The sequence below is a fragment of the Paenibacillus sp. NPDC056933 genome (assembly GCF_042674385.1).
GTDB lineage: Bacteria > Bacillota > Bacilli > Paenibacillales > Paenibacillaceae > Paenibacillus.
Map to the genome: position 1 here is coordinate 2,964,219 of NZ_JBHUQN010000001.1, position 25,624 is coordinate 2,989,842.

The 25,624-nt window shown below is 45.5% G+C and carries 19 protein-coding genes and 10 pseudogenes; 22 read left to right on the forward strand and 7 right to left on the reverse strand.

Annotated elements, in window-relative coordinates; all coding sequences use genetic code 11:
- The first annotated feature begins 322 nt into the window (after positions 1 to 322).
- The 8 genes and pseudogenes from ACFTRD_RS13135 (at position 323) to ACFTRD_RS13170 (ending at position 9,449) form a co-directional block, all read left to right on the forward strand.
- Positions 323 to 1,483 (forward strand): LOG family protein, encoded by a 1,161-nt coding sequence (locus ACFTRD_RS13135; RefSeq protein ID WP_379380446.1) that lies wholly within the window; start codon positions 323 to 325, stop codon positions 1,481 to 1,483.
- A gap of 540 nt (positions 1,484 to 2,023) precedes the next feature.
- Positions 2,024 to 2,338, forward strand: a pseudogene (locus ACFTRD_RS13140) (phosphatase PAP2 family protein); the annotation flags it as partial.
- Between the two features lie 116 nt (positions 2,339 to 2,454).
- The gene (locus ACFTRD_RS13145) at positions 2,455 to 5,577 is read left to right on the forward strand and encodes an efflux RND transporter permease subunit (RefSeq protein ID WP_379380448.1); all 3,123 of its coding nucleotides are present in this window, start codon (positions 2,455 to 2,457) and stop codon (positions 5,575 to 5,577) included.
- 64 nt (positions 5,578 to 5,641) lie between these two features.
- Positions 5,642 to 6,928 (forward strand): VTT domain-containing protein, encoded by a 1,287-nt coding sequence (locus ACFTRD_RS13150; protein ID WP_379380450.1) that lies wholly within the window; start codon positions 5,642 to 5,644, stop codon positions 6,926 to 6,928.
- Positions 6,929 to 6,953: 25 nt separating this feature from the next.
- A pseudogene (locus ACFTRD_RS13155) lies at positions 6,954 to 7,428 on the forward strand (divergent PAP2 family protein).
- 159 nt (positions 7,429 to 7,587) lie between these two features.
- The gene (locus ACFTRD_RS13160) at positions 7,588 to 8,121 is read left to right on the forward strand and encodes an RNA polymerase sigma factor (RefSeq protein ID WP_379380452.1); all 534 of its coding nucleotides are present in this window, start codon (positions 7,588 to 7,590) and stop codon (positions 8,119 to 8,121) included.
- 1 nt (position 8,122) lies between these two features.
- Positions 8,123 to 8,602 (forward strand): zf-HC2 domain-containing protein, encoded by a 480-nt coding sequence (locus ACFTRD_RS13165; RefSeq protein WP_379380453.1) that lies wholly within the window; start codon positions 8,123 to 8,125, stop codon positions 8,600 to 8,602.
- A 10-nt stretch (positions 8,603 to 8,612) separates the two neighbouring features.
- Positions 8,613 to 9,449 (forward strand): bactofilin family protein, encoded by an 837-nt coding sequence (locus ACFTRD_RS13170; RefSeq protein WP_379380454.1) that lies wholly within the window; start codon positions 8,613 to 8,615, stop codon positions 9,447 to 9,449.
- A gap of 427 nt (positions 9,450 to 9,876) precedes the next feature.
- Here ACFTRD_RS13170 and ACFTRD_RS13175 read toward each other — a convergent pair.
- Positions 9,877 to 10,344, reverse strand: a pseudogene (locus ACFTRD_RS13175) (YheC/YheD family protein); the annotation flags it as partial.
- Between the two features lie 96 nt (positions 10,345 to 10,440).
- Here ACFTRD_RS13175 and ACFTRD_RS13180 point away from each other — a divergent pair.
- Positions 10,441 to 10,605 (forward strand): annotated as a pseudogene (locus ACFTRD_RS13180) (alpha/beta hydrolase); the annotation flags it as partial.
- A 136-nt stretch (positions 10,606 to 10,741) separates the two neighbouring features.
- On the opposite strand, the pseudogene ACFTRD_RS13185 reads toward ACFTRD_RS13180, so the two are convergent.
- Positions 10,742 to 11,000, reverse strand: a pseudogene (locus tag ACFTRD_RS13185) (GlsB/YeaQ/YmgE family stress response membrane protein).
- 154 nt (positions 11,001 to 11,154) lie between these two features.
- On the opposite strand from ACFTRD_RS13185, the gene ACFTRD_RS13190 reads away from it, so the two are divergent.
- The 6 genes and pseudogenes from ACFTRD_RS13190 to ACFTRD_RS13215 all read left to right on the forward strand — a co-directional run bounded on the left by ACFTRD_RS13190 (position 11,155) and on the right by ACFTRD_RS13215 (position 16,468).
- Positions 11,155 to 11,862 carry a response regulator transcription factor gene (locus ACFTRD_RS13190; protein ID WP_379380455.1) on the forward strand — a complete coding sequence of 236 codons (708 nt, stop codon included), beginning with the start codon at positions 11,155 to 11,157 and terminating at the stop codon, positions 11,860 to 11,862.
- A 71-nt stretch (positions 11,863 to 11,933) separates the two neighbouring features.
- Positions 11,934 to 13,286, forward strand: coding sequence for a sensor histidine kinase (locus ACFTRD_RS13195; RefSeq protein WP_379380457.1), 1,353 nt, complete (start codon positions 11,934 to 11,936; stop codon positions 13,284 to 13,286).
- Positions 13,287 to 13,399: 113 nt separating this feature from the next.
- Complete coding sequence (locus ACFTRD_RS13200) at positions 13,400 to 14,104, forward strand: hypothetical protein (RefSeq protein ID WP_379380459.1); 705 nt, start codon at positions 13,400 to 13,402, stop codon at positions 14,102 to 14,104.
- A 473-nt stretch (positions 14,105 to 14,577) separates the two neighbouring features.
- A pseudogene (gene vat(I) / locus ACFTRD_RS13205) lies at positions 14,578 to 15,214 on the forward strand (streptogramin A O-acetyltransferase Vat(I)).
- 21 nt (positions 15,215 to 15,235) lie between these two features.
- Positions 15,236 to 16,129, forward strand: a complete 894-nt coding sequence (locus ACFTRD_RS13210) for a Vgb family protein (protein ID WP_379380461.1) — start codon at positions 15,236 to 15,238, stop codon at positions 16,127 to 16,129.
- Between the two features lie 111 nt (positions 16,130 to 16,240).
- Positions 16,241 to 16,468: an aldo/keto reductase gene (locus ACFTRD_RS13215; protein WP_379380463.1), complete on the forward strand. Its 228-nt coding sequence runs from the start codon at positions 16,241 to 16,243 to the stop codon at positions 16,466 to 16,468.
- A gap of 1,054 nt (positions 16,469 to 17,522) precedes the next feature.
- Here the strand turns inward: ACFTRD_RS13215 and ACFTRD_RS13220 are convergent.
- From ACFTRD_RS13220 to ACFTRD_RS32570, 3 pseudogenes are all read right to left on the reverse strand, one after another.
- Positions 17,523 to 18,284 (reverse strand): annotated as a pseudogene (locus ACFTRD_RS13220) (COG4705 family protein); the annotation flags it as partial.
- Between the two features lie 123 nt (positions 18,285 to 18,407).
- Positions 18,408 to 18,519, reverse strand: a pseudogene (locus ACFTRD_RS32565) (hypothetical protein); the annotation flags it as partial.
- 333 nt (positions 18,520 to 18,852) lie between these two features.
- A pseudogene (locus ACFTRD_RS32570) lies at positions 18,853 to 18,974 on the reverse strand (helix-turn-helix domain-containing protein); the annotation flags it as partial.
- Between the two features lie 164 nt (positions 18,975 to 19,138).
- On the opposite strand from ACFTRD_RS32570, the pseudogene ACFTRD_RS13235 reads away from it, so the two are divergent.
- From ACFTRD_RS13235 to crcB (ACFTRD_RS13245), 3 genes and pseudogenes are all read left to right on the forward strand, one after another.
- A pseudogene (locus ACFTRD_RS13235) lies at positions 19,139 to 20,017 on the forward strand (AAA family ATPase); the annotation flags it as partial.
- 28 nt (positions 20,018 to 20,045) lie between these two features.
- Complete coding sequence (crcB, locus tag ACFTRD_RS13240) at positions 20,046 to 20,447, forward strand: fluoride efflux transporter CrcB (protein WP_379380465.1); 402 nt, start codon at positions 20,046 to 20,048, stop codon at positions 20,445 to 20,447.
- Entirely contained in the window at positions 20,444 to 20,803 is a 360-nt protein-coding gene (gene crcB, locus ACFTRD_RS13245; RefSeq protein WP_379380467.1) for a fluoride efflux transporter CrcB, read from the forward strand. The genes crcB (ACFTRD_RS13240) and crcB (ACFTRD_RS13245) overlap by 4 nt, the downstream gene beginning before the upstream one ends.
- A 140-nt stretch (positions 20,804 to 20,943) precedes the next feature.
- Here crcB (ACFTRD_RS13245) and mnmA read toward each other — a convergent pair whose 3' ends face one another.
- Entirely contained in the window at positions 20,944 to 22,068 is a 1,125-nt protein-coding gene (gene mnmA / locus ACFTRD_RS13250) for a tRNA 2-thiouridine(34) synthase MnmA (protein ID WP_379380469.1), read from the reverse strand.
- 324 nt (positions 22,069 to 22,392) lie between these two features.
- On the opposite strand from mnmA, the gene cymR reads away from it, so the two are divergent.
- Positions 22,393 to 22,812: a cysteine metabolism transcriptional regulator CymR gene (gene cymR, locus ACFTRD_RS13255; RefSeq protein ID WP_062325025.1), complete on the forward strand. Its 420-nt coding sequence runs from the start codon at positions 22,393 to 22,395 to the stop codon at positions 22,810 to 22,812.
- A gap of 195 nt (positions 22,813 to 23,007) precedes the next feature.
- Here cymR and ACFTRD_RS13260 read toward each other — a convergent pair whose 3' ends face one another.
- Complete coding sequence (locus ACFTRD_RS13260) at positions 23,008 to 23,340, reverse strand: hypothetical protein (protein WP_379380471.1); 333 nt, start codon at positions 23,338 to 23,340, stop codon at positions 23,008 to 23,010.
- Positions 23,341 to 23,464: 124 nt separating this feature from the next.
- Here ACFTRD_RS13260 and ACFTRD_RS13265 point away from each other — a divergent pair, with 124 nt between their 5' ends.
- The 3 genes from ACFTRD_RS13265 to ACFTRD_RS13275 all read left to right on the forward strand — a co-directional run bounded on the left by ACFTRD_RS13265 (position 23,465) and on the right by ACFTRD_RS13275 (position 25,522).
- Positions 23,465 to 24,616 (forward strand): cysteine desulfurase family protein, encoded by a 1,152-nt coding sequence (locus tag ACFTRD_RS13265; RefSeq protein WP_379380473.1) that lies wholly within the window; start codon positions 23,465 to 23,467, stop codon positions 24,614 to 24,616.
- 164 nt (positions 24,617 to 24,780) lie between these two features.
- Complete coding sequence (locus ACFTRD_RS13270) at positions 24,781 to 25,302, forward strand: PRC-barrel domain-containing protein (protein ID WP_379380476.1); 522 nt, start codon at positions 24,781 to 24,783, stop codon at positions 25,300 to 25,302.
- A gap of 10 nt (positions 25,303 to 25,312) precedes the next feature.
- On the forward strand, positions 25,313 to 25,522 hold the full coding sequence (locus tag ACFTRD_RS13275; protein WP_024633070.1) for a hypothetical protein: 210 nt from the start codon (positions 25,313 to 25,315) through the stop codon (positions 25,520 to 25,522).
- Positions 25,523 to 25,624: the final 102 nt, after the last annotated feature.

The following is a 25,624-nucleotide window of genomic DNA, read 5'->3' on the forward strand; positions in this document are numbered from 1 at the left end:
ACACAGCCTGGAACTAGCCGTTATGCGTCAATAAACAATAACTTATTTGATAAATACAGTTCCTCGCATGTGAGTCGCTTATAAGGCGGCTTTTTTATTTGGAACAAGTTCTTTCCTGATTACCGAGTAGGATATAACTACTCAATTTTTATCCATTAATTCGGTAAAACAACGTCAGAATAATTAAATAGGCTCCTGGTTAAATTAAGTCCGAAACTGCCAAGTCTATCTATTGGCAGAAATTAAGATGAGATCGCCCACCTTATTTTTAACGAACCTGACAAAGCATGAAAATTTAAAAACTGAGAAATAGGAGCGAACAATGATAAAACCAATTGAACTGATCACTCATCCCCCGTTCAATCCAATTCACGATAAGCTCTATAATCCATTTGAGTTACTTGAGCACTTTAATCCAGAAAATGCACTTAGTTTACCTGCTACGCCAGATTTCCAGTGCTTTTTATATTTTCATCAACAAGGGGGGACTACCATCTCGGACCCCTACGCCGCGATGATGGAAGCTTTGCATGACACCTCAGTTGTGCGGGAAATGAACTCATTTCTGAAAACAGAGATGCAGGCAGGACGCCGTCCAGTCGCAATCATGGGTGGGCATCGAGAGCCACGGGGCAGCAATGCATATCGCGAGGTTGCACGAATTGCTCAGAAGCTTTCTGAATCTGGTTTCATCGTCGTTAGTGGTGGCGGACCAGGCTGCATGGAAGCGACCCATCTTGGTGCACTTTTCGCAGGACGTTCAGCAGAATCACTTACTTCCGCAATCAATAGGTTGGCGCAAAAACCATTTGATGAATTTCCAAAAAACATGCATCACCTCATTGGTAAAGATGGAAGGACAATCAATGAAGATTTGTTAAGTGATCTCCATGCATGGATGCTTCCGGCTTGGAAAATTGCTAATGAACTTAAGGACCAACTCACGCCTCTCAATCGTAGTTTGGCATTGCCGACATGGCATTATGGTCATGAACCATTTACGCCGTTTGCGACCCATGTGGCGAAATACTTCCTAAACAGCATACGGGAGGATGTTCTCCTGACGCTTGCTTCATGCGGTATCGTTTTTTCTGAAGGGCGGGGAGGAACTATCCAAGAAGTGTTCCAAGACGCGGGCCAAGTCTATTACCGAGACACAGATAACAAAGCTCCTATTACTTCAATGTTGTTTCTTGATAGCAAGTTCTGGACAGTTCCGGAAGTCCCAGATGGTAAGCTACACATGCCAGTGTTGGATTTGCTTCATCAACTCTTCGTAGTTAGTGGGAATATGACAGAGGAGGAATTCAAACGCTATATCCGGCTCGTCGATGATGCTGATGAAGTTGTGAACATCATCATTGAAAATGCTCCGTCCGCAAGCGAAGTCGTGCATAAACTTACCAGGTTCGGCATCAGTAATATCAATTCAGAGCTCATGGCCGAAAGGGCTGAGACTCTTGTTAGTCAAAGGAGGAAATGATGCTAAGGCTTGCTTCATACAATGTAGAAAATCTCTTTGAGCGAAGATACTAAACGCCGATGAATGGATGGAAAACAGGAGCTTATCTGGTCGGGAAGTTTTGGAAGGATTTGCTCAACTTAACTCGCTGTTAGCCCAGCCGACATACAGCTCATCTGATAAGAATGAAATTGTGCGCTTGATGGAAACACTGGGGCTTAATGAATCAGATGAGTCCACGTTTGTCCTGCTGCGGCGTAATCATGGAACACTTGTCACTCAAGATCTTTATGTTCTTTTTCAACGCAACTGGAAACTTAAGTTTTTCGAGAGTCTAGTGAAATACATCAGAATGTTAACCCTAGCAATAGACAGCCCACTAATTAATCGGCTGTCTTTTCGTTATGCTAACGGGAGGTTAGCTTAACGAGTGCTGGTTCAGTCATTTACAACAGTTGTGAGTGTTTCGATAATACATAAAGATAAAACAATTTTGGGCAGTCTGTTCTATCGGAATCGCCCGTTTGTCGATCACCACGTTCATGTTCTTATCCAGCAGCCGCCAATGCTTCCTTTCCAAGTGATCACGCTACTGCGGCATTTGTTGTAGCAGCAGCGATTTGGTTCAACCATCGCAAGGAGGGGTGGGCATGGTTATCCTTGGCTGCCTTTATAAGTGTTTCGCGGGTTTGGACAGGCGTTCATTATCCGCTGAATGTCATTTCAGGTTTTATATTGGGCACGGGTACTGCTATCACCATTCATACTTTTCTTTCTAAAGCTGATTTGGTGCAGCGAAGCTTCACAAAGGTTACCGGAATATATGAAAGAGTGGAGAGTAAAGTATGGCCGGTCAATTCCAAGATGAGCCGATAAATGGAACTATGACCGGCTGATGGATGGATGCCAGAAATAAATTTATTTACGTAATGAACAAACGCATGTCTTTAGAAGTCCTTTCCTTTATGAAAGAAAGTGAGGAGATGTTAGATATGAAGAAACTAATTGAAGCCGTGATGCAGCGTGCGGCTATACTGACTATCGTAGTTGTGCTCGTGCTTGCTTGGGGATCGGTTGCCGCGATCCAGATGCAGCGCGATTATTTGCCTGGTATCAATAACACGACGCTCATGGTATCGCTGCGGGCATCCGCTTACCAGGCAGATCAGGTAAAACGCGATATTACAACGCCGCTTGAGCAAGCGATCCGTAAAACCGATGGAATCGTTAACCTCGAAACAACATCCTATGATGGCGGATTGTTGATGAATCTGTATTACCCGATGAATTACAGCATGGACAAGGCCGAGCGGGATATCCGAATGGCACTGGGTGACGCAGATTTGCCGGTCGGTGTTAACACACCAACCGTTACGAGGCTGACGACCAGCACGTTCCCGGTTCTTACCTATAGCCTGACCGCCAATAACGGGAAAGTGGATGACAATACATTGCGCTCGACGATCCAGGCCGACATTGTCAGCCAACTGAAATCTGTACCCGGTGTTGCGGACGTCCAGGCCGTCGGGGGAGCAAAAAGTGGATATGTGGTTCTGGTTCGTACCAAAGACCTTGCTGCAGCTGGATTATCGCTCGACGATTTCAACAAATCAGTAACGGCTGCAGTACCAACCCTGCAGGGCAATATACAAAATGTGAAATCCCCTTTCCCGGTAAGGGTGGAAGGCTGGGATTTGACGGAGCAAGACCTTAAAAACATTGCCATCAAGAACAACGATGGCGTCAGCGTGCCATTATCGACCATAGCTTCCGTTTCGCGCTCTCTTAACGACGTACAAACGATGTCTCGTACGGACGGCAAAGCCAGTGTTCTAATTAATGTAATTAAAACTCCAGGCGCCAATATTACAGACGTTGCGGACCAGGTAAAAACGCGTGTGGCCGCCTTACCTGCCATACAGAGCGGCGATGTCACTATGACACTTACCGGAGACCGCGCTCATGATTTGAATGCTTCCCTGATGGGACTTGTCCGTGAAGGACTTCTTGGCTGTGTATTCTCGATGTTGTGCGTGCTGATCTTCTTCCGAAATGTCCGTTCGACCCTGCTTATAGCCGTATCGCTGCCAATCTCACTGCTTGCAACAACGGCGATCCTAAAGGCAATGGGTGTCACTCTCAATATATTGACTGTCTCTGGATTAATTGTGGCCATGGGCCGGATTGTCGACGATGCGATCGTTATCCTCGACAACATGCACCGTAAAATGCAGGAAAAGAAAGAACAGGGAACGCTGCATGTACTGGCTGCATCCGTGGTAGAAATGCTTCCTGCCATCTTTGGCTCCACGGCGACAACGGTGGCCATTTACGTACCTATAGCACTTGTCGGCGGCATTATCGGCGCGTCGTATTCCGGCTTTGCCTGGTCTGTCGTCATCGCGCTCGCCGTTTCGTTCCTGGTTGCCATTCTTGTGATCCCGGCATTCGCCTATATTGGCTGGCATAAACCGGGCGGAAAGGCGATAACGCTGGAACCGACCATGAAGCCGTTTCTAACGGCGGCGCTCAAACACCAGAAAACCGTAATCGGAGTATCGATAGTTATTTTCATCGTCGCGGCGTTTTTTGCTTCGCAACTTCCGTTCAGCCTGCTGCCCAGCGCAGCCAGCGGTCAGGTTGCTGTTCAGCTTGAGCTTCCGAAAGGTACACCGCTGTCCGAAGTTGACAAGGCGGTACAGGGTGTGGAAACGGTGCTGAAGCAAGATCCACAGGTCGCTTCATTTTCGTCGACGTTTGGCTCCTCGTTCACGCCGCAGGCGGATGACGTATTTGACCAGGGGGGCGGCTATATTCAGCAGCCGAATATCGCAAACTTGTCGGTATCGCTCAAAGATAAGAAGCAGGTGAACAACTATATCACTTCACTGCAGAAAAGATTGGGCAGCCAACAGGGTGAGGCAGCGGTAACGATCACGAACCAAAACATCGCTGGCGATGATTCTACGATCAATATCATGCTTAGCGGCTCAGATGCAAGAACTTTGGATAAAGCGGCAACTGCTGTGCGTTCTAACCTTTCAGAAATTGGCGGTCTGAGCGTTGTTGGTAAAACGGATTTGACCAACGGAATTCCTAAGTTTAGGATTGCGCTGGATCGGGGAAAAGTATTAAAAGCCGGAGTGATCAGAAGTGATATTAACAAGGTGCTCGCCCGTTATATGACTAAAGGAAAAGACTTTGATATCTCGGTCTCCAGCGGAACGGGCATCATCCCTGTCGACGTCTATCTCGACCCGGTGAAGACAGGGCAAACGCAGGTTGAGGGTTCGCTTCCCGTCTATACTCCGGACCAGGTGCTGGCTTCGCTCGCAGCCGAGACTGTGAAGGGGAGTGGCGGAAAGGTTTACCGGCTGGATCAACTCGGAACGATCCTTAGAAGCAATACCGTCTCATCCATTCAAGAACGCGACGGCAAGCCCTACACGGTAGTCCAGGCCCGTATTGTTTCCAGTGATATCAGCGGTGTATCGAAAGCGGTGAATAAGACGCTTCAAACCACGGATCTTCCGGCAGGTGTCATCTATTCGCTCGGCGGCATCACGCAACAGGTGACACAAATGATCTTCGAGATGACCATTGCCGTTGTTATCTCGATTCTTCTTGTATTGCTCATTACCAGTTTCGTCTTCCGAGGCTGGCGGGCTCCAATCGCCGTCCTTATCAGTATTCCGCTTGCGCTCTCCGGTGTCGTTCTCGCACTATATGCGGTACATGGACAGTGGAACCTCGCCGCGCTGATCGGTGTACTGATGCTGACAGGTATCGTGGTTACGAACGGTATCGTACTTATCGATAAAATTGAGCGCAACCGCCGCGAAGGCCTGAGCTTGCGGGACGCTGTCATGCAGGGAAGCCTGTCCCGGGTACGCCCAATCTTTATGACGGCCGCCACCACTGTGTTGACACTGATTCCGCTCGCGCTCTCGGGAGATGACGGAACGGTCATCTCCAAGGTGCTGGGTGTCGTCGTCATCGGCGGTATGATCACATCCACGCTAAATAGTTTTGTGGTGATTCCGATTTTGTATGAAGCCTTGAATCGTAAGAAGTACCGGGAGGTCGGCCTCACCGATAAAGGTGCCACGGTATAAATCCAACAGAATAAGGCGGATTGCTCGTCCTGCAATCCGCCTGTATTTCGGAAGGTGATCAATCTTGGACATTTTGACCCATTTGCTGGAACATTACGGGTATGGGCTTATCTTTCTGTTCTTGTGCCTCGAAATGCTGGCATTGCCACTTCCAGGGGAAGTGATGATGAGCTACATCGGCCTCTCTGTATATGAACAAAAGCTGAGCTGGTTAATCAGTATCGTGTCGGCCGGCGCAGGCGTTTTGACCGGAGTAACGCTTTCGTATTGGATTGGTTACCGTTTGGGAAGGCCGTTTGTAACGCGATACGGAAATCGTGTCCATCTTACGGAAGAACGCGTTGACAAAATGGCCCTCTGGTTTGAGAAATATGGAGACAAACTGCTCTTCGTAGCTTATTTCATTCCGGGCGTCCGGCATATCACGGGGTATTTTTGCGGGGTTACACGCATGTCGTTCAAGCGTTACGCTCTCTTTGCCTATACCGGCGCGATCTTCTGGGTAGGCTTGTTCATCTCCTTGGGCAAGGTGCTTGGCCCTAAATGGGAACAGTATCATTCAACGGTAAACCATTACTTGGTTATCTTCGGTATCGTATCCGCACTCCTGACCGTTGTCATCTATGTATATCGTAAGTATAAACGTCAGGTGGTTGAAGCGCTTATGCAGCTGCTCATACAAGGTGGGCGCCGCTTTAACTCGTTTGGTAAGGTTCGTTTTCTGTTGCTCGCTTCGTTTGCCTTTTTCGTGTTGTTCTTCTCGCTGATGCTCGGTTTGATCCAGGACTTTCTTGCCCAGGAATTCGGACAGTTCGATGAAATCGTATCCTATCTGGTTGCAGCCACGTTCGGTACTGAATGGAGTGAATGGATGCATGTCTTTTCGAAGTTTGGCACCTTATATTTCTATGGTCCGCTGCTTGCTTTGACGGCGCTATGGATCATGCTGCACATTAAAGAGCGTAGGTTAGACCTGATCTTTCTGGTATGGGTAGTTGCCGGAGGGGAGTTCATTGACGAGATTTTACGCATGGTGTTCCATCGTCCAGGGCCCGTCACGGCTGGCTTCCAGTTTTTTAATACTTTCCCGAGTGAAGAAACGTTAACTTCATTGACGGTGTGTGGCTTTTCGGCTTTTCTACTGCTAAGATATTACAGCTTTCATTATATCCGTGTGCCCATCATTATGGGTGTCATCCTGATCTGCCTCGCGGTAGGGATCAGCCGGATTTATTTTAAGATGCAATATCCTAGCGATGTCTTCGCAGGATATGTATTCGGCGGTGTATGGGTCAGTTTCAACGTAATGCTTCTAGAGATTCTCCGAAAATTGCGAACCGTTAGGGAATGATCAAACACGAAAGGAGGAAGCGGTTATGGCTATTCTGCATAACTTTCCGCTGATTGCCGCTCTCTGCGCGATTGTAGCTGCTCAGATTATTAAGGTACCGATATATCTCATCACACACCGTATTTGGAATGTCCGGCTCGGGTTCAGTACAGGCGGGATGGCGAGCTCACACTCCGCAGCAGTGACTTCACTGGCCACCGCAATCGGAATCAGGTTTTAATTCTAGCGGATTTGCCATTGCGGCAATTATGAGTGCGATCATCATGTTTGACGCTGCGGGTATCCGACGGCACGCCGGTATGCATGCGTCGATTCTGAACCGGTGGGCCAAATCCATTCCGGGCATTTCGCAAGAAGGAAACATATGGGGTGAACTGAAGGAGCTCCTTGGTCACAGGCCAAGTGAGGTTTTTGTGGGAGCACTAATAAGACTGCCGGGTTGCTCTTTTGAGAAGTCAACCAGCATTCGCTCGTTGGTTGCCAAAGACATTACCATATAATATAACTATGTTCCATGAGTGAACGAGTTTCTGTCTCGATAGCAGTCTTACACAAGGCAGACTGGTCACATTGCCGAAACCTTAGGCCCGAGCATTTACAGAGGCATAAGAGTATGGCATTATTGGGAAAGCTTTCTTATCGTCAGGAGTTGAAAAAGCGTGGTGGATGAGAAGCTAAGTCGGATCATTGATCGGGCAAGACGGGGCGACCAGGAAGCTTTCGCAGAACTCGTGATCCGTTATAAAGGCCCTGTATTTCGCCATACCTTCGGTATGCTTGGAGACCGCGGAGAGGCGGAAGATGCGGCCCAGGAAATTTTCATGAAAGCCTACTTTGCGCTAAGCAAATTGGATGATGTTCATGCGTTTTCCAGTTGGCTCATGCGCATTGCCTCAAATTTATGCAAGGATAAACTGAAACAAAGAACCAAGACCATTGAGACCTATGAAACGTTGAAAGAGACCATCCCTGATGATTCTGCCAGTGACCCTAATCTGAAGCTTTCGATGGAAGAAGCACTGGCACGGCTTTCGGTCGATCACAGGGAGATCCTTCTCCTGCATGACGTGCAAGGTTTTCGGTATGAAGAAATTGCCGAGTTGACAGGAATCCCGATGGGGACCGTCAAATCCCGGCTGTTCTCGGCTAGAATGTCGCTTCGGAAGATATGGAACAAAGGGGAGGGGGAATAACATGCACCCCGAAGAACAGTTATCAGCCTACCTGGATGGGGAGTTGGGGCATGAGGAACAAGTGCAAATCGAAACGCATTTGGAAAACTGCTCGTCTTGCCAATCCTTACTGCTTGAATTGACGGATCTAAAACAAACGTTCTCATCAGCTATCTATGAGCTGGCCGAGCCGGATGACCTCGAAACCCGGGTTATGCAGGCCGTTGCAAGAGAAACCTCAATACGGAACCTTGGTAAGCTATGGATCTTTGTACCGCTGCTTTCTGTGATGGTTTTTGTCCTGTTAGTCATTACAGCCGGACCTATAGTCATTCCTCTTATGCAGGGCGTATTGGTTATTGGCAGAGCGCTGCTCTATACAGTGTCTCATGCAGTAGCAGATATGCCGATGCTTTCGGGTATTGTGGTCATTCTCTCGCTGATCGTGTTATTTGCTTCCGTTCTGTCAATTCGTAAAGTGCTGCGATCGACCGCTATGTGAGGGGGAATAAATGATGAAAAAGAAAATACTTTCTTTAATTGTACTCCTTACCGCGGCAATCCTGTTTTTTTATCCGCAAGGGGTATCTGCTCGCAGCTTGTTTGAGCATTCAGAGACAACTGTCCCTGTAGGACAAACAGTTGACGATCTGTATGTTATTGGAGGAAACGCCGACATTTTGGGTCACGCATCGGGGATTGTCATTGTAGTAAACGGGAACCTACACCTTTCCGCAACCGCGAGGGTTGACGGAACCGTCGTGGTCATAGGAGGAAAAATCACACAGGATGAAGGCGCGGTCACCGGCGACGATATCTATAATATTACGCTGGATACCGGTACGCAGAACAGCCTCCTCATCGGTGGAGGAATTGTCGCTGGGCTATGGCTTATTCAACTTGCAGGCAGTCTTTTGTTGATTCTTATACCGTTGTTCTTCTATTTAGTTGGAGGGCGCAAAGCTAAAGCGTGGGTTAAGCGAAAGCCGATCGCATCTTGGAGGAAACAGTTCTACTTGGGTTCTCTGGGCAGTGCAATCCTCATTGCTTTCAGTTTACTCTGTATTGTGACATTAGTGGGTATTCCTTTACTGCTTGTTGTCTTTCTGATCTTGTTTGCAGCCTTGATCATGGGGATGACGTCCTTTAGTCATATGATCGGTGGCTTTTTACAGGAGAAATGGATCCCAAATGAATGGGTTAGACTGGTCATTGGAGCATCACTAATTGTGGCATTCATGAACATCCCGTTAATCGGTTGGCTGGTGTGGTTGCTCATGATGGTATTATCGCTCGGAACGTTTACACATTGGTTGTATACGTTTCGTAAGAAGAAACAAACTGAATAGATTTGCAGCGGGATTAGTGATGGTTCAAGTTGTTGCTAATACTAGATCAGCTCATATCGGTTGATTTTTTGTGTTAGAGTATGAAATATTGAGAATTATATTGAAAGAGATAAGAATACATTATTTGCAAAATATTATCATGAACTGTACGAATAGTGGCATTTGGGTGTTGGCTATGCTTGAAAATGATGAGGGTTTCATTTAAAAGTTATGTCTAACGACACAAATGAGACCCCATTGTAGGATTTTGACACAAATGTGGATACATTGTAGAGGATTTGAAATTCATGGTGCGAATACCTATATGGATGCAAAACATAAAAAACTCCCGTAGCTGTAGTATTTTGCGGGAGTTTATCTTCAATCTGACTGCCGGGCACAAAGCCCGGCAGTTTAGTTATTAAGGTGGGTTCGTTTAACTTTTTGGTTATTTAAAACGTCCATAATGCTTCCCATAAGGCAGAATTTTATTATATAAGCTCTTATCTTTTAATGCTTTGAGTGGGTATATTTGCAGCCGCGTGTTCACTTCCAGAATCCAAGTTTTCCCCTTTGAATCGACAGCCACATCCAAGCCAAGTTCATGGAATCCATTGTAATGGCGGTCAAAGTTTTTGCCAACGGCAACGCCAAGTCTTTTGAGTTCAGTCTCCAGCTGTGGGGTGAATGTGGATCTGAAATCGGCACCGTTCATCGTCTTGCTGAATGTTCCAATGGTGCCGCCTTGATTATAATTCGTGGCTACTTTGTTAGGGTTGCAGATTTTGGTGAATAGGGCAGCGCTGACCCAATCTCCCTGTCTGGTTTTCTGGACCATAGCCCGGATATCGAATGGCTTACCATTGCATTTGGCTAAACGAATTCCTTTTTGCAGCAGATAAGATCTGCTCCCTGCAAAGCGATTCTGTCGAGGGACAAGAACATCGTCCGATTTTCGATTAGATGTACATCTAAATAATCAACGCATGGTCTTAAAACCTCATTAAGTACCCTTCCGAAAAACACGACATTCGTGAATATAAAGGGTGGCAACCATGGTCAATTTGGCTCCTACGGGATGCAAAAGGGAGACAGCGCGCCTAAGGTTACAGGACAGGAACAGCTTCAGCAGGTTGTTCAGGCACTGAAAGAATGGATGAAATCAGTACAAAAATAAAAAAAGGACCGTAAGTGTTCATCTTCCATCGATGAATGCTTTCGGTCTTTTTTTGTTTATCCTGTACCTTTATGCCCTGGCAGCATCTTTATAAAAATATCTAATGAACGACGGTATCAGTTTCCGCCTCTCTTTGTTAACGTCTTCGGAAGGCTCCGCCGCGTGCCAGAGCGAAGAAGATGAGCAGGGCAATAATCGAGCCAACGATGGCTGGAATAATATGAAATCCGCCAATCACCGGCCCCCCTTGGTCCCAGCAATTACGTTCCTAACCAGGAACCGATAAAACCCGCAATAATGTTCCCAAGTACACCGCCCGGTACGTCCTGCCCAATCAAGTTGCTGCTTAACCAGCCAATAAGTCCACCAACTATGAGTACCCAGAGCAGATCCATGGATTGTTCTCCTTTCTTCGGGTTTATTACAAGTTATGTTGGGCTCAGTGGAATATAGCTCATCTTCCAGTTGGTGGAGGAATCTAAAGTGTCTGTGCTAAGATGAGGGTAAATTATGATTCAAGCTGGGGAACAAGGCTAGAAGGGGTGCACATTGAAGAAAATACTTGTCATTGATGATGAAGTCGCAATCAGAGATTTAATTGAGCTCGTACTGAGAAGAGAAAACTACGTCGTTCAAACAGCTGAAAACGGTAAAATAGCCCTGCAGCTGCTGGATACTTTTCAACCGGACCTGGTGGTGCTTGACTTGATGCTGCCTGACTGCTCCGGATATGACCTGTGCAAGGAAATCACCGGGAAACGTGCCGTTCCTGTGATCATGCTCTCTGCTAAAAATGAGGTAATCGACAAGGTGTTGGGACTAGAGCTAGGGGCGGAAGATTACATGACCAAACCCTTTGACAATCGTGAATTGCTCGCTCGGATCAAGGTGATTCTGAGAAGAAACGAAAGCAAGGAGGAATCAAGTGAAGGAACAGAAGTGAAATCTACACGCATCATTCATGAAGAGTTGACATTTGATCTGGAAAGCCGAAGGGTGCTGAAAAACGGTGTACCTGTGTCTTTAACGGCCAAAGAGTTTAAAATTTTGGAAACGTTACTCAAAAGGCCAGAAAAAATCTTTACCCGGGATGAACTGCTGCAGATCGGGTGGGGATATGACTTTATGGGAGACAGTCGCAGTGTGGATATGACCATCATGCGATTACGGAAGAAGTTGGAGGATAACGCGGACGAACCGAAGTATGTCAGGACGATCTATGGATTTGGCTATCAACTTGGAGGTGGCGAGGCCTGAAGTATGCAACCCGGTTACTGCTGAATTATTTATTTTTCTCCGTGCTGTCCTTTGGCATCATCATATTTGCGGTGAATAAAGCCATCGATTACTACAGCTTCATTACCATTGAAAAACAGATGATGGAGAAGGCGGATCTGTCCGAGTTGTCCTTCCGTGAGGTGTTGGCACAGCATAGGTCATCGTCAGGAGAGCCCCAGACGAAGGAAATTGTCAGACTTGCTCTGGAGAAGCTGAAAGCTTCAGGCAAGGAAGTACGTATCTATGACAGCTCCAAGCAGTTGCTGGGCCTGGCTGTGGATGGCATCATCATTAATGATGGCAAACCGCTTATTTTTGACAAAAATATTGAGAAAGCACTGAGTGGCAGCTATGCCTACACCGTCACGGAAGATCATCTGCTTTATTTTGCGACTCCCATTCAGGATCAATTCTACGAAAACGCTTATGTGTATGAGTTCGTGGAGGACATTTCCTACTTTTATGCGATCATGGATCAAATCCGTTATATCCTGTTTGCGGGTGCGGGCGGATTTATTGTGCTGATTACGTTATCCAGTCTGTGGATTGCACGCAACACAACCAAGCCGATTAAGATACTACTTGGCGCTGCGCAAAGTTTCTCTAGACAGGAGTTTCGGAGAGTTCATCTAAAACGGAAGGATGAGCTGGGCATGCTGGCAGATGGGCTGGATTCCATGGGGCGGCAGCTTCATGATTACATTCAGTACCAGAAACAATTTGTCTCCAACGTATCTCACGAGTTAAAAACACCCTTGGCAGCCATTCGTGGTTTCTCTCAATACTTGGTTGAAGGGGAGAACGAGAACAAGGAGCTGCAAAAAATCTATGCTCATCTGCTGCAGGAATCGGATCGGCTGACGCGCTTGATTAATGAACTGTTATTGCTATCCCGATTCGAAAAGGTTGGTTCTAACGAATTGGAAGTCGAGAAGACGGAAATGATCGAACTGATTCAACAAGTCGCAATGAATATGGGAGCCAAGGCTAAGGATAAAGGGATCGAGATCAGAGTCAGTCAAGCGGAGAAAGAAACGGATGATGAGGGTACGACTAGAGTTTATGCCAACGTAAATCCAATGCTGATGTCCCATGCGATCACCAACCTTGTGGACAATGCCATCAAATATTCAGGCAGTCCATCGCTAATCGAATTGAAGTTGGAACATACGCCAAGCGAGGTAGTTATACGGATACGTGATCAAGGCATAGGCATCGCGGGCGATGAGCTGGAGCGAGTGCAGGAACGCTTTTACCGGGCGAAAAATGCAAGTACAGCAAATGGTTCAGGTCTTGGACTTTCCATTTGCAAAGAGATTGTAGAGCGGTTTAATGGATATATCGACATGGAAAGTCAACTGGGAAAAGGGACGACCGTTACGATTGTTTTGCCTCGTGCGTAGACCCACGCCTAAATAGGTAACGTTACAAGATTGGTACATTTCTGTTATGAGACTAACAAATGTTTTTTTTATAATCACTTCATAAGAACAAATCACACATTTATGGAGGGATCATGATGAAGTTAACAAAGAAAGCTGCAGGTTTTATCGTACTAGGTGCTTTACTAACGGTGGCATTAACGGGCTGTCAGTCCACTGATGCTACATCTCCAGCAACCGGACAGAACACAGCGAATGAACAAAGCAAAGGCGAAGGTACAACCAATTCTACTGCGCCTGCTTCCGAAAGTTCTGAAGAAAAGGGTACTGAAGCTATTAAAGAAGGTTCGATGGAGAAGGAAGGCAATGTGGTGCTGAAGGAGCTTGCTTTTGTCTATAATGAGCACACCATTGCGATTTCGGATACAGCGAATGAAGATCAGATGGAACAGATGCTGGGCAAACCGGATAACCTGAAATCTCATACGTACAGTGCTGACGATGGAACAAACATGGATACGTTAATCGGTTTTACAGAAAAGGTTTATACGTATCCTGGTCTGGAGATTAAAACAATCAGTATACCGAAGGGGAAACAAGACTCCATTTTTCATATCGAAATTACAGATCCTAAGTACTCGACAGTACGAAACATTAAAGCAGGAGATAGTCTGGATACACTCAAAAATGCCTACCCTGAGGGGAAACTGCTTGGTAATGGAGCCCCTGATGAGGAGGATGACTTCCGTTACGAGCCATCTAATTATGTGGATGTGATGTCGTTTCATATCAAGGATGCCAAGGTGGAGAGCATTCAGATCTACAGCCTTCTGGACTAATATTTAGTGATCGATGTTGGTAAGCCATTCATACGATTCACCTTTAATACCTGCCCGGGAGAGGGGCAGGTATTTTCTCGTTTATAGACTCGTTTATAGAATGGTAGCTTCGGAAAAAAACTCCTACCATTTCTAACGATTGGGAGAGACACAAACGGTTAGAGGGGGTTGATTCCATGTATGGAGTATGGTAACTTTAATTTAATTAGTAATGAAAGGGTGACCAAAAGCCGATGATCTATTAATCCTATCCACAAAGAAAATCTATATTTCCAGGTTTTCGGGATAGGAGTAGTGTGGGCTTTTATATATTAACATTAAGTACGACTGCTTTTTTGTATAGCAGCACGTCTTTTTGTTTATATGTGTGCCTCCTATCCGTTAACCGGAAAGGAGGTTTTTTTGTGGCTAATTATTGGTTGTAAAAAATCGATTGATGGCAGATAAATTGTGATGAAGGGGATGATTTGAAAATGACAGGACCGAATCCAAATGAGAAATATCCTATACCCGGAAATAAAAATCTACAATTTTATTAAAAACATGATTACAAAACCCAATATAATTGCAGGGGATTACTCATCCTATGATGCATCTAACGGAGAATCATTTGAGGATCAAGTTTTGTACCCTTATGAAATCATTGGAACAAAATTAATAATTGGTAAGTTTTGTTCGATTGCACCTGAAACCGGATTTATTATGGATGGTGGAAATCACAGAATGGACGGTTCAACCTATCCATTCAACATTTTTGGAAACGGGTGGGAAGCATTTACTCCATCTTTAGAAGAGCTACTGATCAAAGGTGATACGATCATTGGAAATGATGTCTGGATCGGAAGGTGTGAAACCATCATGCCGGGTATACTCATTGGTGACGGGGCAATTGTTGCTGCTGAAGCCGTTGTCGTAAAAGATGTGGAACCCTATACGATCGTAGGAGGTAATCCAGCAAAGGAAATACGCAAGCGATTCTCGCCAGAAATCATTCAAGAGTTATTGGAAATCAAATGGTGGGATTGTGATATCAACCTCATCAATCAATATTTGGGCGTGATTGTAAGTGGAAATATGGATGTGCTTAAAAAATTGAAACAGTGTTCTTAATGATTGAATGGAGGTAGTCTAATGAGGATCACGATAAACGAATATGCGATCGCTAGATCAGATGCGGGGCCTTATGGAATAACCGTTGGAAAAGATGGAGCGCTATGGTATACGGAACAGAAAGGGAATCGAATTGGACGAATAACTGCCAATGGTGAAATGAATTCTTTCTCTATCCCAACATCGGATGCAGGTGCTATGACTATCGTTTCGGATCAATCTGGCGACTTATGGTTTACAGAATATAAAGCAAATAAGATCGGGAGAATGTCGATGAATGGTCTTTTTGTAGAATATGAGCTTCCTTCGCCAAACTCTTCGCCTTTTGGCATTACAGAAGGACCTGATGGCGCATTATGGTTTACAGAAACGAACAGTGGCAGAATCGGAAGGATAACAACATCTGGTGACATAACGGAGTTTGACTTAGCGAATCAAAAAGCATTTCCTTCATTTATCACTCAAGGATCAGATGGAGCATTGTGGTTTGCCGAGAATCTGAGCAATAAAATTGGTCGAATAACCACAAAAGGTGAAGTTATGGAGTATTCAATTCCAACTCCTAACTCGGGTCCAGTCGGCATAACAAGCGGACCTGATGGGGCTATATGGTTTGTACAGATTAATGGAAATAAAGTTGGAAGAATAACGACATCAGGTGAGATGAAGGAATATATTATAACGACGCCTGGCGCTCGTCCTCATGCCATTGTTTCCGGGAAGAAAGGAGATCTCTGGTTCACAGAATGGGGAGCGAATCAAATCGGTCGAATTACAACAGAAGGAGTTATTACTGAGTATGAAATACCAACAAAGAATGCAGAACCTCATGGCATTGCGGTTTGTGCTGAGGGAGATGTTTGGTTCGCCGAAGAGTGTAATCAGATTGCTTGTTTGATGGTATTATCGGAATAAGTATTCGACGTGTGTTGTGTTGCTTTGGGCTGCTCTAATAATTAGAGCGCGGTTCGAAGGAGACAACTTCCGGAAGAACATTGAGGTTGTCGACAGATTAAGGAGATCGCGATGGAGAAGAACTGCACACCATCCCAATTGGCCATTGCCTGGACGATTGCCAACGGGGGGCTGCCTATCCCGGGTACGAAGCGTATCAAGTATCTGGAGGAAAATGCGGCCGCGGCTGATATCCTTCTCATGAAGGAGGACCTCGAACGAATCGATCAGGTCAGCCCCAAGAATGTCGTTCACGGCACGCGTTATATGAAAGAACAGATGACGCTGCTCGACGGCTAGACTATCATCAGAAGAAGTAATGGTCCACGGGCTCCGTGGACCATTTGCAATTGGATTGTCTCAGAAGGTCGGCAGCCATGAACGCTCGTTTTACAGATCGAATCAAAATCGCTCCAGGCTTCTGGACGAGCCTGAGAGAAATCGGATAGAACCCATTGACGTTGCGCGCCAAATGAATCCCAAATCAACACTAAACAAGAGACTTGAATTAACGTTCATAGAATATAGTAAGCCATTTAGTGACAAGGAGACGGGATTAGGAGTGTCTTTAGGCTGGAATAGTGGACACGTGCGTGTTCGGTATGTTTACTTTTAATATATCCATGCCAGCCAGGACCTTATACTGCCGAACAGGGATCCAGCTGCAAGAATATGGAGGCTACCCGGTCCGGATCCATTTGAGAAATACATACGTTTTTCCAACCGAAGACGACCACAGCGTTGTGAAAAGTTTGATCAAAATCCCCAATTAATTTTATTCTGTTAAAGGGCATTGAATTGAATAAATGTATGTTAATTTATCGATGTTGTGAAGGAATATACTTAACGGAGTTTAGTTTAATAAAAGTTCCATTTAAAAAGGAATCGCGGTTGGCGATTCCTAAGATTATTATTTATTTGCTGCGTTTATGGTACTAAGTGAATTGTTAAGTGCTGTTTTACACTTGTTTACATCAGGATTCGATGAACGAACTGCTGCTAATACAACATCAATTGTTCCATCAATTTTCGTCCATGTAGTGCTGTCAATTTTTCGAAGCTTAGGTTCTTGTGTATCCCATTGATGTTCCAAATTATCAGCGCCTTTTTTTGCTGTAGCAAAGTCGTTTTTATTTACATCGTTTAGCATATCATTTTCAATTTTAACAAAATCGTTTAATTCACCTCCTAACGTAGCTTGCTCAGCAGCACTTTGTGATCCAATATAATTACTGCGCCAGTTATAACCGCCTATACCAACAACTAAGAAAATTACGAGTACAGCAATCGTTTGTGTTAGCACATGTTTCTTATTTGCATTACTTTGGTTTGTTTCCGCTTTATCACTTTTAGCATTTGTATCAATTTTTGAAACGGCAAGGAAAACGATGATCGCTAAAATAGCGATAAGAAAAATGACACTCGTAACGGTTGTCCCGAGTCCTAATCCGCCATTTACTTTTGGTTGAGATAGGTAATCTCCAAGTGACGCTCCAAGCGGACGAGTTAAAATATATGCAATCCAGAAAGCTAATACCCCGTCAAGTTTCAAAAATTTATAAGCTAAGAACACAAGAGCAATAATAATAACAACGCCTATTCCTGTGTTAAGATAACCAAAACCAAGTTGTTCTGAATATAAATCGCCGACTGCAGTTCCAAGTGCAAAGGTGAAAAGGATCGTAAGCCAGTAGAAAACTTCTCTTTTTTTAGTAAAAATCGAGTGGATCGATAGTGTTTTTTCACTAAGATACCAAAATAGAAAAGTCAGTCCTAGTAGCACCGAGAAAACAGCTGTACTAACCTCAAGTGGTACGCTCATATTATCTGTCAAATTATCCGTTACCAGTGTTCCAAATACACTTATAAGAACAACGGTTACCCAGTAAATGGCTGGAACATACTTGTTTGCTTTAAATTGAAAAAACAATGCAATAAAAAACGCAACTCCCATAATAATGGTAGTGAGAGTTAAACCAAGTCCAATGTTGAAATTGATGAAGTCAGCAAATGTTTCACCAACAGTGGTACATAAAATTTTGATGATCCAAAAGAAAATCGTCACTTGGGGCACTTTGTTAAGTAAAATTATCATTTTATTTTGGTTTTCTTGCATATATAATTTCCTTTCTTTAAAGTGGTTTCCCACAACTTTATTATATTTTTATTCTCTCTAAATAAAATACCCATCCAAATCCAAGTTTATAATAAGGAAGTCTGCGTTGTTTCTCCCACACTGGTTCAGCAGGTCCGCTGCCGTCTCCCCAACGGTCGTTGCCAAGATTTTAATGATCCAAAAAAAAGATGGTGACTTGCGGGACTTTGTTTAACATCCGTCTTCCTGGGCTCATGGGCGGCTGGATCAAGCCCTCCTGATTATGCGTTTACTGTTCCATTTGCCCATCCTCCTTTATCGTCATAGAAACCACCTGCATCAGCTGCTCATACTGTCCATGTTGATTCGGTTTTGTCCATTAGTGTAACAGCTGAAAATTAGAACTTTCTGTGAAAGTGACCCATCTCAACCGAAGCTACGCAGTAAGCGTTGGATAAAATTGCATCCATGGGGTATTGGCATTTCTCATCATATTTTAATTTCTGTCACCTATAACTGGTGGGGAAGGGTGAAGTGCTAATCACGCATGAATTTCACTCCATCCAAAACGAATTGTAGGGAGGGCTTATTCACGACAAATCGTCGAAGGATGCCTTCCTAATTCTTTTGCGATGGCTCTTGAACTTTGACCTTCCGATGGAGGATTTCTAGCTTGCTGCGCTCAATTATGCTAAGATGTGTGTAGCTCATGGTGGATTCTCCTTGTGTGAATGTGGTGTAGGAACCTTCATTCTACACGATCCGGCTATGGGCCCTTTTTTTATTTATTTCCAGTAGGTGTCGCACTTCATATTACAATCCGTCATTAATTTAAATCTAGGAGATATTAATTTTCACCAAATCCTATATATAAGACTGAGAATCCCTTTCATTATGTGAATGGGGCCTTGATGAGCCGTTCCACGCTGTTTCAGCTGGAGTCTTTGAACAAAGAGCATTCCCTGATTGCGATGCGCCGGGCACTGGCGGATGTGGACAAAGGTTTGGGATTCATGGACCTGCAGGCAGACGAGGAGGCGTTGGAGCATATTGCGACAATGGCGAATGGCGATATTCGGCGTGCACTGAACGTTTTGGAACTTGCTGCACTAACTACACCGCCAGAGAAAGACGGCTCGATTCACATTACGCTCGATGTAGCAGAAGAATCTATTCGTCGGCCGATTGTGAAGGCAGATGAATCGACACAATATGATGTATTGTCGGCATTTCATAAAAGCATCAGGGGTTCCAGCGATGCGGCGCTATTCTCGTTTTTATATGCGGTAGAAAAGTTGGGCATGGACCCGATGACGTTTATTCGTCGTCTGATTGCGGCAAGCAGTGAAGATATTGGACTTGCGAATCCGCAGGCCCTGACTCAGGCGATTGGGGCGCTGGATGCTTATCGCAATAATGGCTGGCCTGAAGCCAAGCTGAACATTGCCCAAGCATTCCTCTTTGCTGTTGAAAGTCCGAAGTCCAATGCGGTGTACACGGCGATCTCGAAAGCGATGAATGCCATCGATGAGGTGAAATCGGCTGAGGCCCCTCTTCATCTGAGGGATACTCATTATTCCGGTGCAGTAAAGCTGGGACATGAAGGCTGCCAATACCCGCATAATTATCCGGGCCATTATGTGAAGCAGGAATATTTGCCGAAACAGCTCTCACGCCGCATTTTCTATGAAGCAACGGAACAAGGCAATGAATCCAAGATTCGTCTAAACCAGCAGTGGCGCAGAGAGCTTTAAGATCGATAACCTGGGAGATGCTTGAACGATGAAAGAACTTGTCTATGTTGGAATCGGTGGAATTATGGGTACGTTGTGCCGATATGGGATACAGCTATGGATGCCATCAGCCAATGAAGGTTTCCCTTGGGCAGTGCTGCTGATCAATGCGATCGGCAGCCTGTTTTTGGGTTGGTTTTTCACCATAGCTGTTCCCGGCAAAATAACGCCTCAACTTCGCCTTGCGATGGGTACGGGGTTTACCGGCGCATTCACCACATTCTCCACGTTTACTTTGGATATGGTCCGTTTATCTGAGGGAGGCATGTGGGGGACGGCTATTTCGTACCTCGTTGTGAGTTTACTTGCAGGGCTGTTGCTCTGTGCATTGGGGATTAAGGCTGGACAGCGCATGTTGGGTAAATCGAAGCCGGACGGTGTTGCCCCATGATCATCTGGATTGGCCTTGCAGGAATGTTGGGCGCAGTGCTTCGCTACAGTTTAGGTCGATGGATATCCGGTTCACTCGGAACAGCTTTCCCATGGGGGACATGGGTCATTAATATCAGTGGTTCTCTGTTCCTTGGATTGCTCTATGGCTGGCATCAGTCAGCTTCAATCCCGGATGCAGTCTGGGTGATAGTGGGAACCGGATTTTGCGGAGCTTATACCACATTCTCCACCTTTGGATATGAAACCCTTAGTCTGATGGGGCAGGAGCGCTACTCAAGAGCAGTTCTGTATATCATCAGTTCGGTATTGCTGGGGGTGTCTGCATCCTTTGTTGGCATGTGGCTGGCTGCATAAATGAAAAACTTTATTTTTTTTGCAGGAAAAAGAAGGAAAAAAGCCATCCGTCATGGTATACATGAAAGATGGCTTTTGTTATAGGAATACAGGGTATTGTGCAAAATCCGTATGGGATGGATTCATTTCTGTGATTAAATCTACTGCAACGCCGGTACAGGCACTTTTTGAACCTGATCGATCGTTCCGCCGCCGAGACATACATCTCCATCATAAAACACAACGGCTTGACCAGGCGTAATCGCTTTTTGCTGTTGGTCAAACTGTACATCCACACTGCCATCTTCCTGCCATGTCAGGGTTACACCCTGATCCGGCTGACGATAGCGGAATTTGGCGGTACAACGGAATGGCTCGTTGGGCATGTGTGCTGCACCTGCGATCCAGTTTACACCTGTTGCAGTGAGACCGGTTGAATACAGGCTTGCATGTGCATCGCCTTGAACGACAAGCAGTTGATTTTTCTCCAGATCCTTGTCGGCGACGAACCAGGGTTCACCATTGCCGGAACCGCCAATGCCAAGACCTTGACGTTGTCCAAGCGTATAGTACATCAGGCCGTCATGGCGACCCTTGACTTCGCCGGTAACGATATCAACCATGTCTCCGCCTTTGGCAGGCAAATAATTGCTCAGGAACTCTTTGAAGTTGCGCTCACCGATGAAGCAGACACCTGTGCTGTCTTTTTTCTTTGCAGTGTACAGGCCAGCCGCTTCTGCAATCTTGCGCACTTCCGGTTTTGGAAGATGACCAATCGGGAACATGGCTTTGGACAGCTGATTCTGATTCAGTGCATTGAGGAAGTACGTTTGGTCTTTGTTACTGTCCACACCGCGCAGCAGTTTGAATGTTCCATCTTCTTCAATGAGGCGGGCATAGTGGCCTGTAGCCACATAGTCAGCGCCGAGATCCAGTGCTTTGTTCAGGAATTCGCCGAATTTAATCTCGCGATTACACATGACATCAGGATTCGGAGTCCGACCCGACTTATATTCATCAAGGAAATAGGTAAATACTTTATCAAAGTACTCTTTCTCGAAGTTGACAGTGTAATATGGAATGCCGATCTGTTCGCATACCCGGCGTACATCCTCTGAATCCTCTTCAGCGGTACAGTGGCCGAACTCGTCGGTGTCATCCCAGTTTTTCATGAAAATGCCGATGACATCGTAACCCTGCTCCTTCAGCAGCAGTGCCGTGACGGAAGAATCGACACCTCCGGACATGCCAACGACGACCCGTGTATTTTCAATTGTTTTGGACATCGTTATCACCATTTCTCTATATAAATGTGTTTCGTTTCTATTCTAGCATAACCGGACTCAAGTTACGATACACCCGGCCAACTTTGGATAGTGTCCACTCCAGGCGTACATTTTTGGAATATTGTCAATCTTTCTTTTCCATAAAGCATGCAGATATGTTAACATTAGCTGAGGGTTATGATCGGAATACGGAGGATTAATGGGACTAGGTCTGTATTTATCATATCCCGCTGTGGCGGATTCATGGAAAGCAGTCTTGTGCCACATCCTGTTATTTAATATTTTACAACATGTTTTTTTTGAAAATGGAAAGAGGTGACTCCTTTGAAAATATCGACAAAAGGCCGTTATGGCCTCACAATCATGATGGAGCTGGCAGCCAGAATAGGCGAAGGCCCTACATCTTTGAAAAGTATTGCCGAGCGCAACCAGCTCTCGGAGCATTATCTGGAGCAATTGATTGCTCCCCTGCGTAATGCAGGACTGGTTAAAAGTATCCGTGGTGCCTACGGCGGTTACATTTTGGCAGGCGATCCTGCTACCGTAACGGCAGGGGATGTTATTCGTGTACTGGAAGGTCCAATCTCTCCAGTGGATTTCACTGAGGAAGATGATCCGGCGAAGCGCGACTTGTGGTTGCGCATTCGTGACAGCATTGCAGAAGTATTGGATTCAACAACGCTGAAGGATCTGATTACATTCCAGGATCAGGAACAAAAAGATTCCTACATGTTCTATATTTAACATAGTTGATGATGAGCATCACGAACGACACACTAAAGCCCCCATAAATGGGGGCTTTAGCCATGAAACAAGCTGCAATATGATTCTTCCACTTCTACGATAACCTGGAATGAACACGATCTATGTAACAAGGGACTAAAGAAAGCATCAGTTTTCGAGGTGCCACTGGATCGATGTAGTCGGAAGTTCGAGAATCTAACAACGTTTAAGTGCTTCTATATCTGCTTCCATACGCAATTGACGGCGGTTCAAAATATCAATGCTGTGCTCATGCGTATTCAATTCAGCAGTTGCTTTACGTTCATAAGAGAATTGTGAAGCTTCAAGACGTTTAGTAACTTCCAGTGTCTCCATAACGGCCTGCTGCAGCAGTGGAATGTTTTTGGTTTGTTCCTCGATGACGTTAAGTCTGCTATCCATGGTGTCGAGCCTGTCTTCAATCTTCTCAAGACGGCCATCGATGTTGTCGAAACGCTTGTCCATTTGCTGAAGCTGATTCAGAATTTGACTGAGAACCTGATCACTCATGCCGATCTCTCCTTTTAAATGGATATTAAACATTATACACGAAGATGCGACACAATAGCAGTTGTTTAAATTTTCAATTACATCATGAAAAGATAGAAGTCCAACATATAACGGGGTGAAATCAATGAAAAGAATATATTTGGATCACGCCGCATCGACACCTATGCATCCACAAGTCGCGGAAGCGATGATGAAAGTGATGACAGGACAATATGGCAATGCATCGAGCATTCATGCCTTTGGGCGGGAAGCCAAACGGACCGTCAGTGGAGCAAGGGATGCCATAGCGGCGTCTTTGGGTTGTTTCCCGGATGAGCTCGTATTCACCGGAGGTGGCACGGAAAGCGACAATTTAGCGATATTTGGTGCAGTTTCAGCGAGGAAAGAAAAGGGACGACATATCATTACAACAGCCATTGAACATCATGCTGTACTGCATACTTGTCAGGAGCTGGAGCGCCAAGGCTATGACGTGACCTATTTGCCTGTAGATGAATACGGAAGAATACGTCTGGAAGAGCTGAAAGATGCCATTCGGCCGGATACTGTGCTGATCACGATGATGTATGCCAATAATGAAGTGGGCACGATTCAGCCGATCCGCGAAATTGGTGAACTGGCTCGTCAACATGATATTTTGTTCCATACCGATGCAGTTCAGGCTCTAGGCTCCCAGGAAATTTCCTGCAACGAACTGCCTGTGGATCTGATTAGCTTCTCTGCTCATAAAATCAATGGCCCTCAAGGCGTGGGTGTATTATATGTGCGGCGCGGAATTGTGCTGGAAGCGAGATCTCATGGTGGCCTTCAGGAACGGCAGCGACGGGCAGGTACCGAGAATATAGCGGGTATCGCTGGATTTGCGGAGGCGTTGAAATTATCAGGAGAACAAGCGGAGGCACGCCGTGAACATGATCTGGCATTGCGATCGTTGCTGCTGGAACAACTGGAGAAGCAGGTAGGAGCGGAGCATTTTCACGTCAACGGACATCCGGAATATACGCTACCCAATATCCTGAACATTAGCTTTCCGGAAGTATCCACGGAGACGATGCTCATGAATCTGGACATGGAAGGCATCGCAGTTGCGAGCGGTTCGGCATGTACTTCCGGTTCCCTCGAAGTATCCCATGTGCTGAAAGCGATGAATCTGCCAGATACATTTTTGCATTCCGCGATTCGTTTTAGCTGGGGATTGGGTAATACTACGGAAGAAATCATGATAACCGCCGAAAAAATTGGAACCATTCTGGGGCGACTGCGTAATAGAGCCTAAGGGGCTCATTGCACATGGAACAGAAGGAGGGAAGAAGTTCCATTTCATCGGTTGGATAGAAGCGGTTTTGATGATCGGCGTCTGATTGCCACTCATCAACATTGGGCATACCTAGCAATAGCGCCGCGGCTATTTAATGATAAGAAGATGAGGGGGACCCTGCGATGAAGCTTCAGGAAATGATCGGACTTGCCGTTTTTGACGTTGAGGACGGGAAGCAGGTCGGTAAAATCCAGGATTTCATTGTGAATGACGATTGGAAAATTGAAGGCATTGAACTTGAAAACAAAGGCCTGTTTACCAGTCATGTCAAAATCGTGCAGTGGCAAGATATCGTTGCCTACGGCGAAGATGCCGTCATGATCCGTAATCAACAGGCTGTCCGCAAGACGGCAGCCGACGACATAAAACACACGTACCTCCTCGGTCAATCTAAATTGAAGGAGATGTCCGTGCTCACCGAAGAAGGTTTGCTGCTCGGACGTGTCTCTGATGTTTATTTTGACCAGGAGTTGGGAAATACAATAATAGGGATTGAAATTACGGACGGTTTTGTGTCCGATTTGATTGAGGGCCGCAAATGGCTGCCATGTACAAGCGATATGTCCATCGGGGAAAGTGCCATTATGGTGCCGCCGCTGAGTGAACAGCGCTTGGAAAATGCCATTCATTCTGTTAATGGATAGGTGAATGAATATGAAATGTCCAAATTGTAGTTCGAAAGATATTGGGAAAATCGGTTCCCACCAGTTTTATTGCTGGGGATGCTTTATCGAACTAACAGTGAACGGTGAGAAAATGTCCGTGTACCAAGTAGAGGAAGACGGCACGCTTAGTTCCCTCGATGATCTGTTCTTCGGGGAAGAGCTGCCGCAAGACTTCCCTCATCTTCATGCTTCTTCTTAATAAGAAGCTTAACTTCTTCTATATGCGGTTTCATGACAAAGACTGTCATTGAATGCTGTTATAAATCTTAACAGATGTATATAGCTGCGGTTACATAGTGGT

Bases quoted from the DNA above. Each gene is read 5' to 3' on its own strand.
- mnmA (WP_379380469.1), bottom strand. From the start codon at position 22,068: ATGTCCAAAACAATTGAAAATACACGGGTCGTCGTTGGCATGTCCGGA.
- ACFTRD_RS13270 (WP_379380476.1), top strand. From the start codon at position 24,781: ATGAAGCTTCAGGAAATGATCGGACTTGCCGTTTTTGACGTTGAGGAC.
- ACFTRD_RS13275 (WP_024633070.1), top strand. From the start codon at position 25,313: ATGAAATGTCCAAATTGTAGTTCGAAAGATATTGGGAAAATCGGTTCC.
- crcB (WP_379380467.1), top strand. From the start codon at position 20,444: ATGATCATCTGGATTGGCCTTGCAGGAATGTTGGGCGCAGTGCTTCGC.
- ACFTRD_RS13165 (WP_379380453.1), top strand. From the start codon at position 8,123: ATGCACCCCGAAGAACAGTTATCAGCCTACCTGGATGGGGAGTTGGGG.
- ACFTRD_RS13210 (WP_379380461.1), top strand. From the start codon at position 15,236: ATGAGGATCACGATAAACGAATATGCGATCGCTAGATCAGATGCGGGG.
- ACFTRD_RS13145 (WP_379380448.1), top strand. From the start codon at position 2,455: ATGAAGAAACTAATTGAAGCCGTGATGCAGCGTGCGGCTATACTGACT.
- ACFTRD_RS13170 (WP_379380454.1), top strand. From the start codon at position 8,613: ATGATGAAAAAGAAAATACTTTCTTTAATTGTACTCCTTACCGCGGCA.
- ACFTRD_RS13215 (WP_379380463.1), top strand. From the start codon at position 16,241: ATGGAGAAGAACTGCACACCATCCCAATTGGCCATTGCCTGGACGATT.
- ACFTRD_RS13260 (WP_379380471.1), bottom strand. From the start codon at position 23,340: ATGAGTGATCAGGTTCTCAGTCAAATTCTGAATCAGCTTCAGCAAATG.
- ACFTRD_RS13200 (WP_379380459.1), top strand. From the start codon at position 13,400: ATGATGAAGTTAACAAAGAAAGCTGCAGGTTTTATCGTACTAGGTGCT.
- ACFTRD_RS13265 (WP_379380473.1), top strand. From the start codon at position 23,465: ATGAAAAGAATATATTTGGATCACGCCGCATCGACACCTATGCATCCA.
- ACFTRD_RS13135 (WP_379380446.1), top strand. From the start codon at position 323: ATGATAAAACCAATTGAACTGATCACTCATCCCCCGTTCAATCCAATT.
- crcB (WP_379380465.1), top strand. From the start codon at position 20,046: ATGAAAGAACTTGTCTATGTTGGAATCGGTGGAATTATGGGTACGTTG.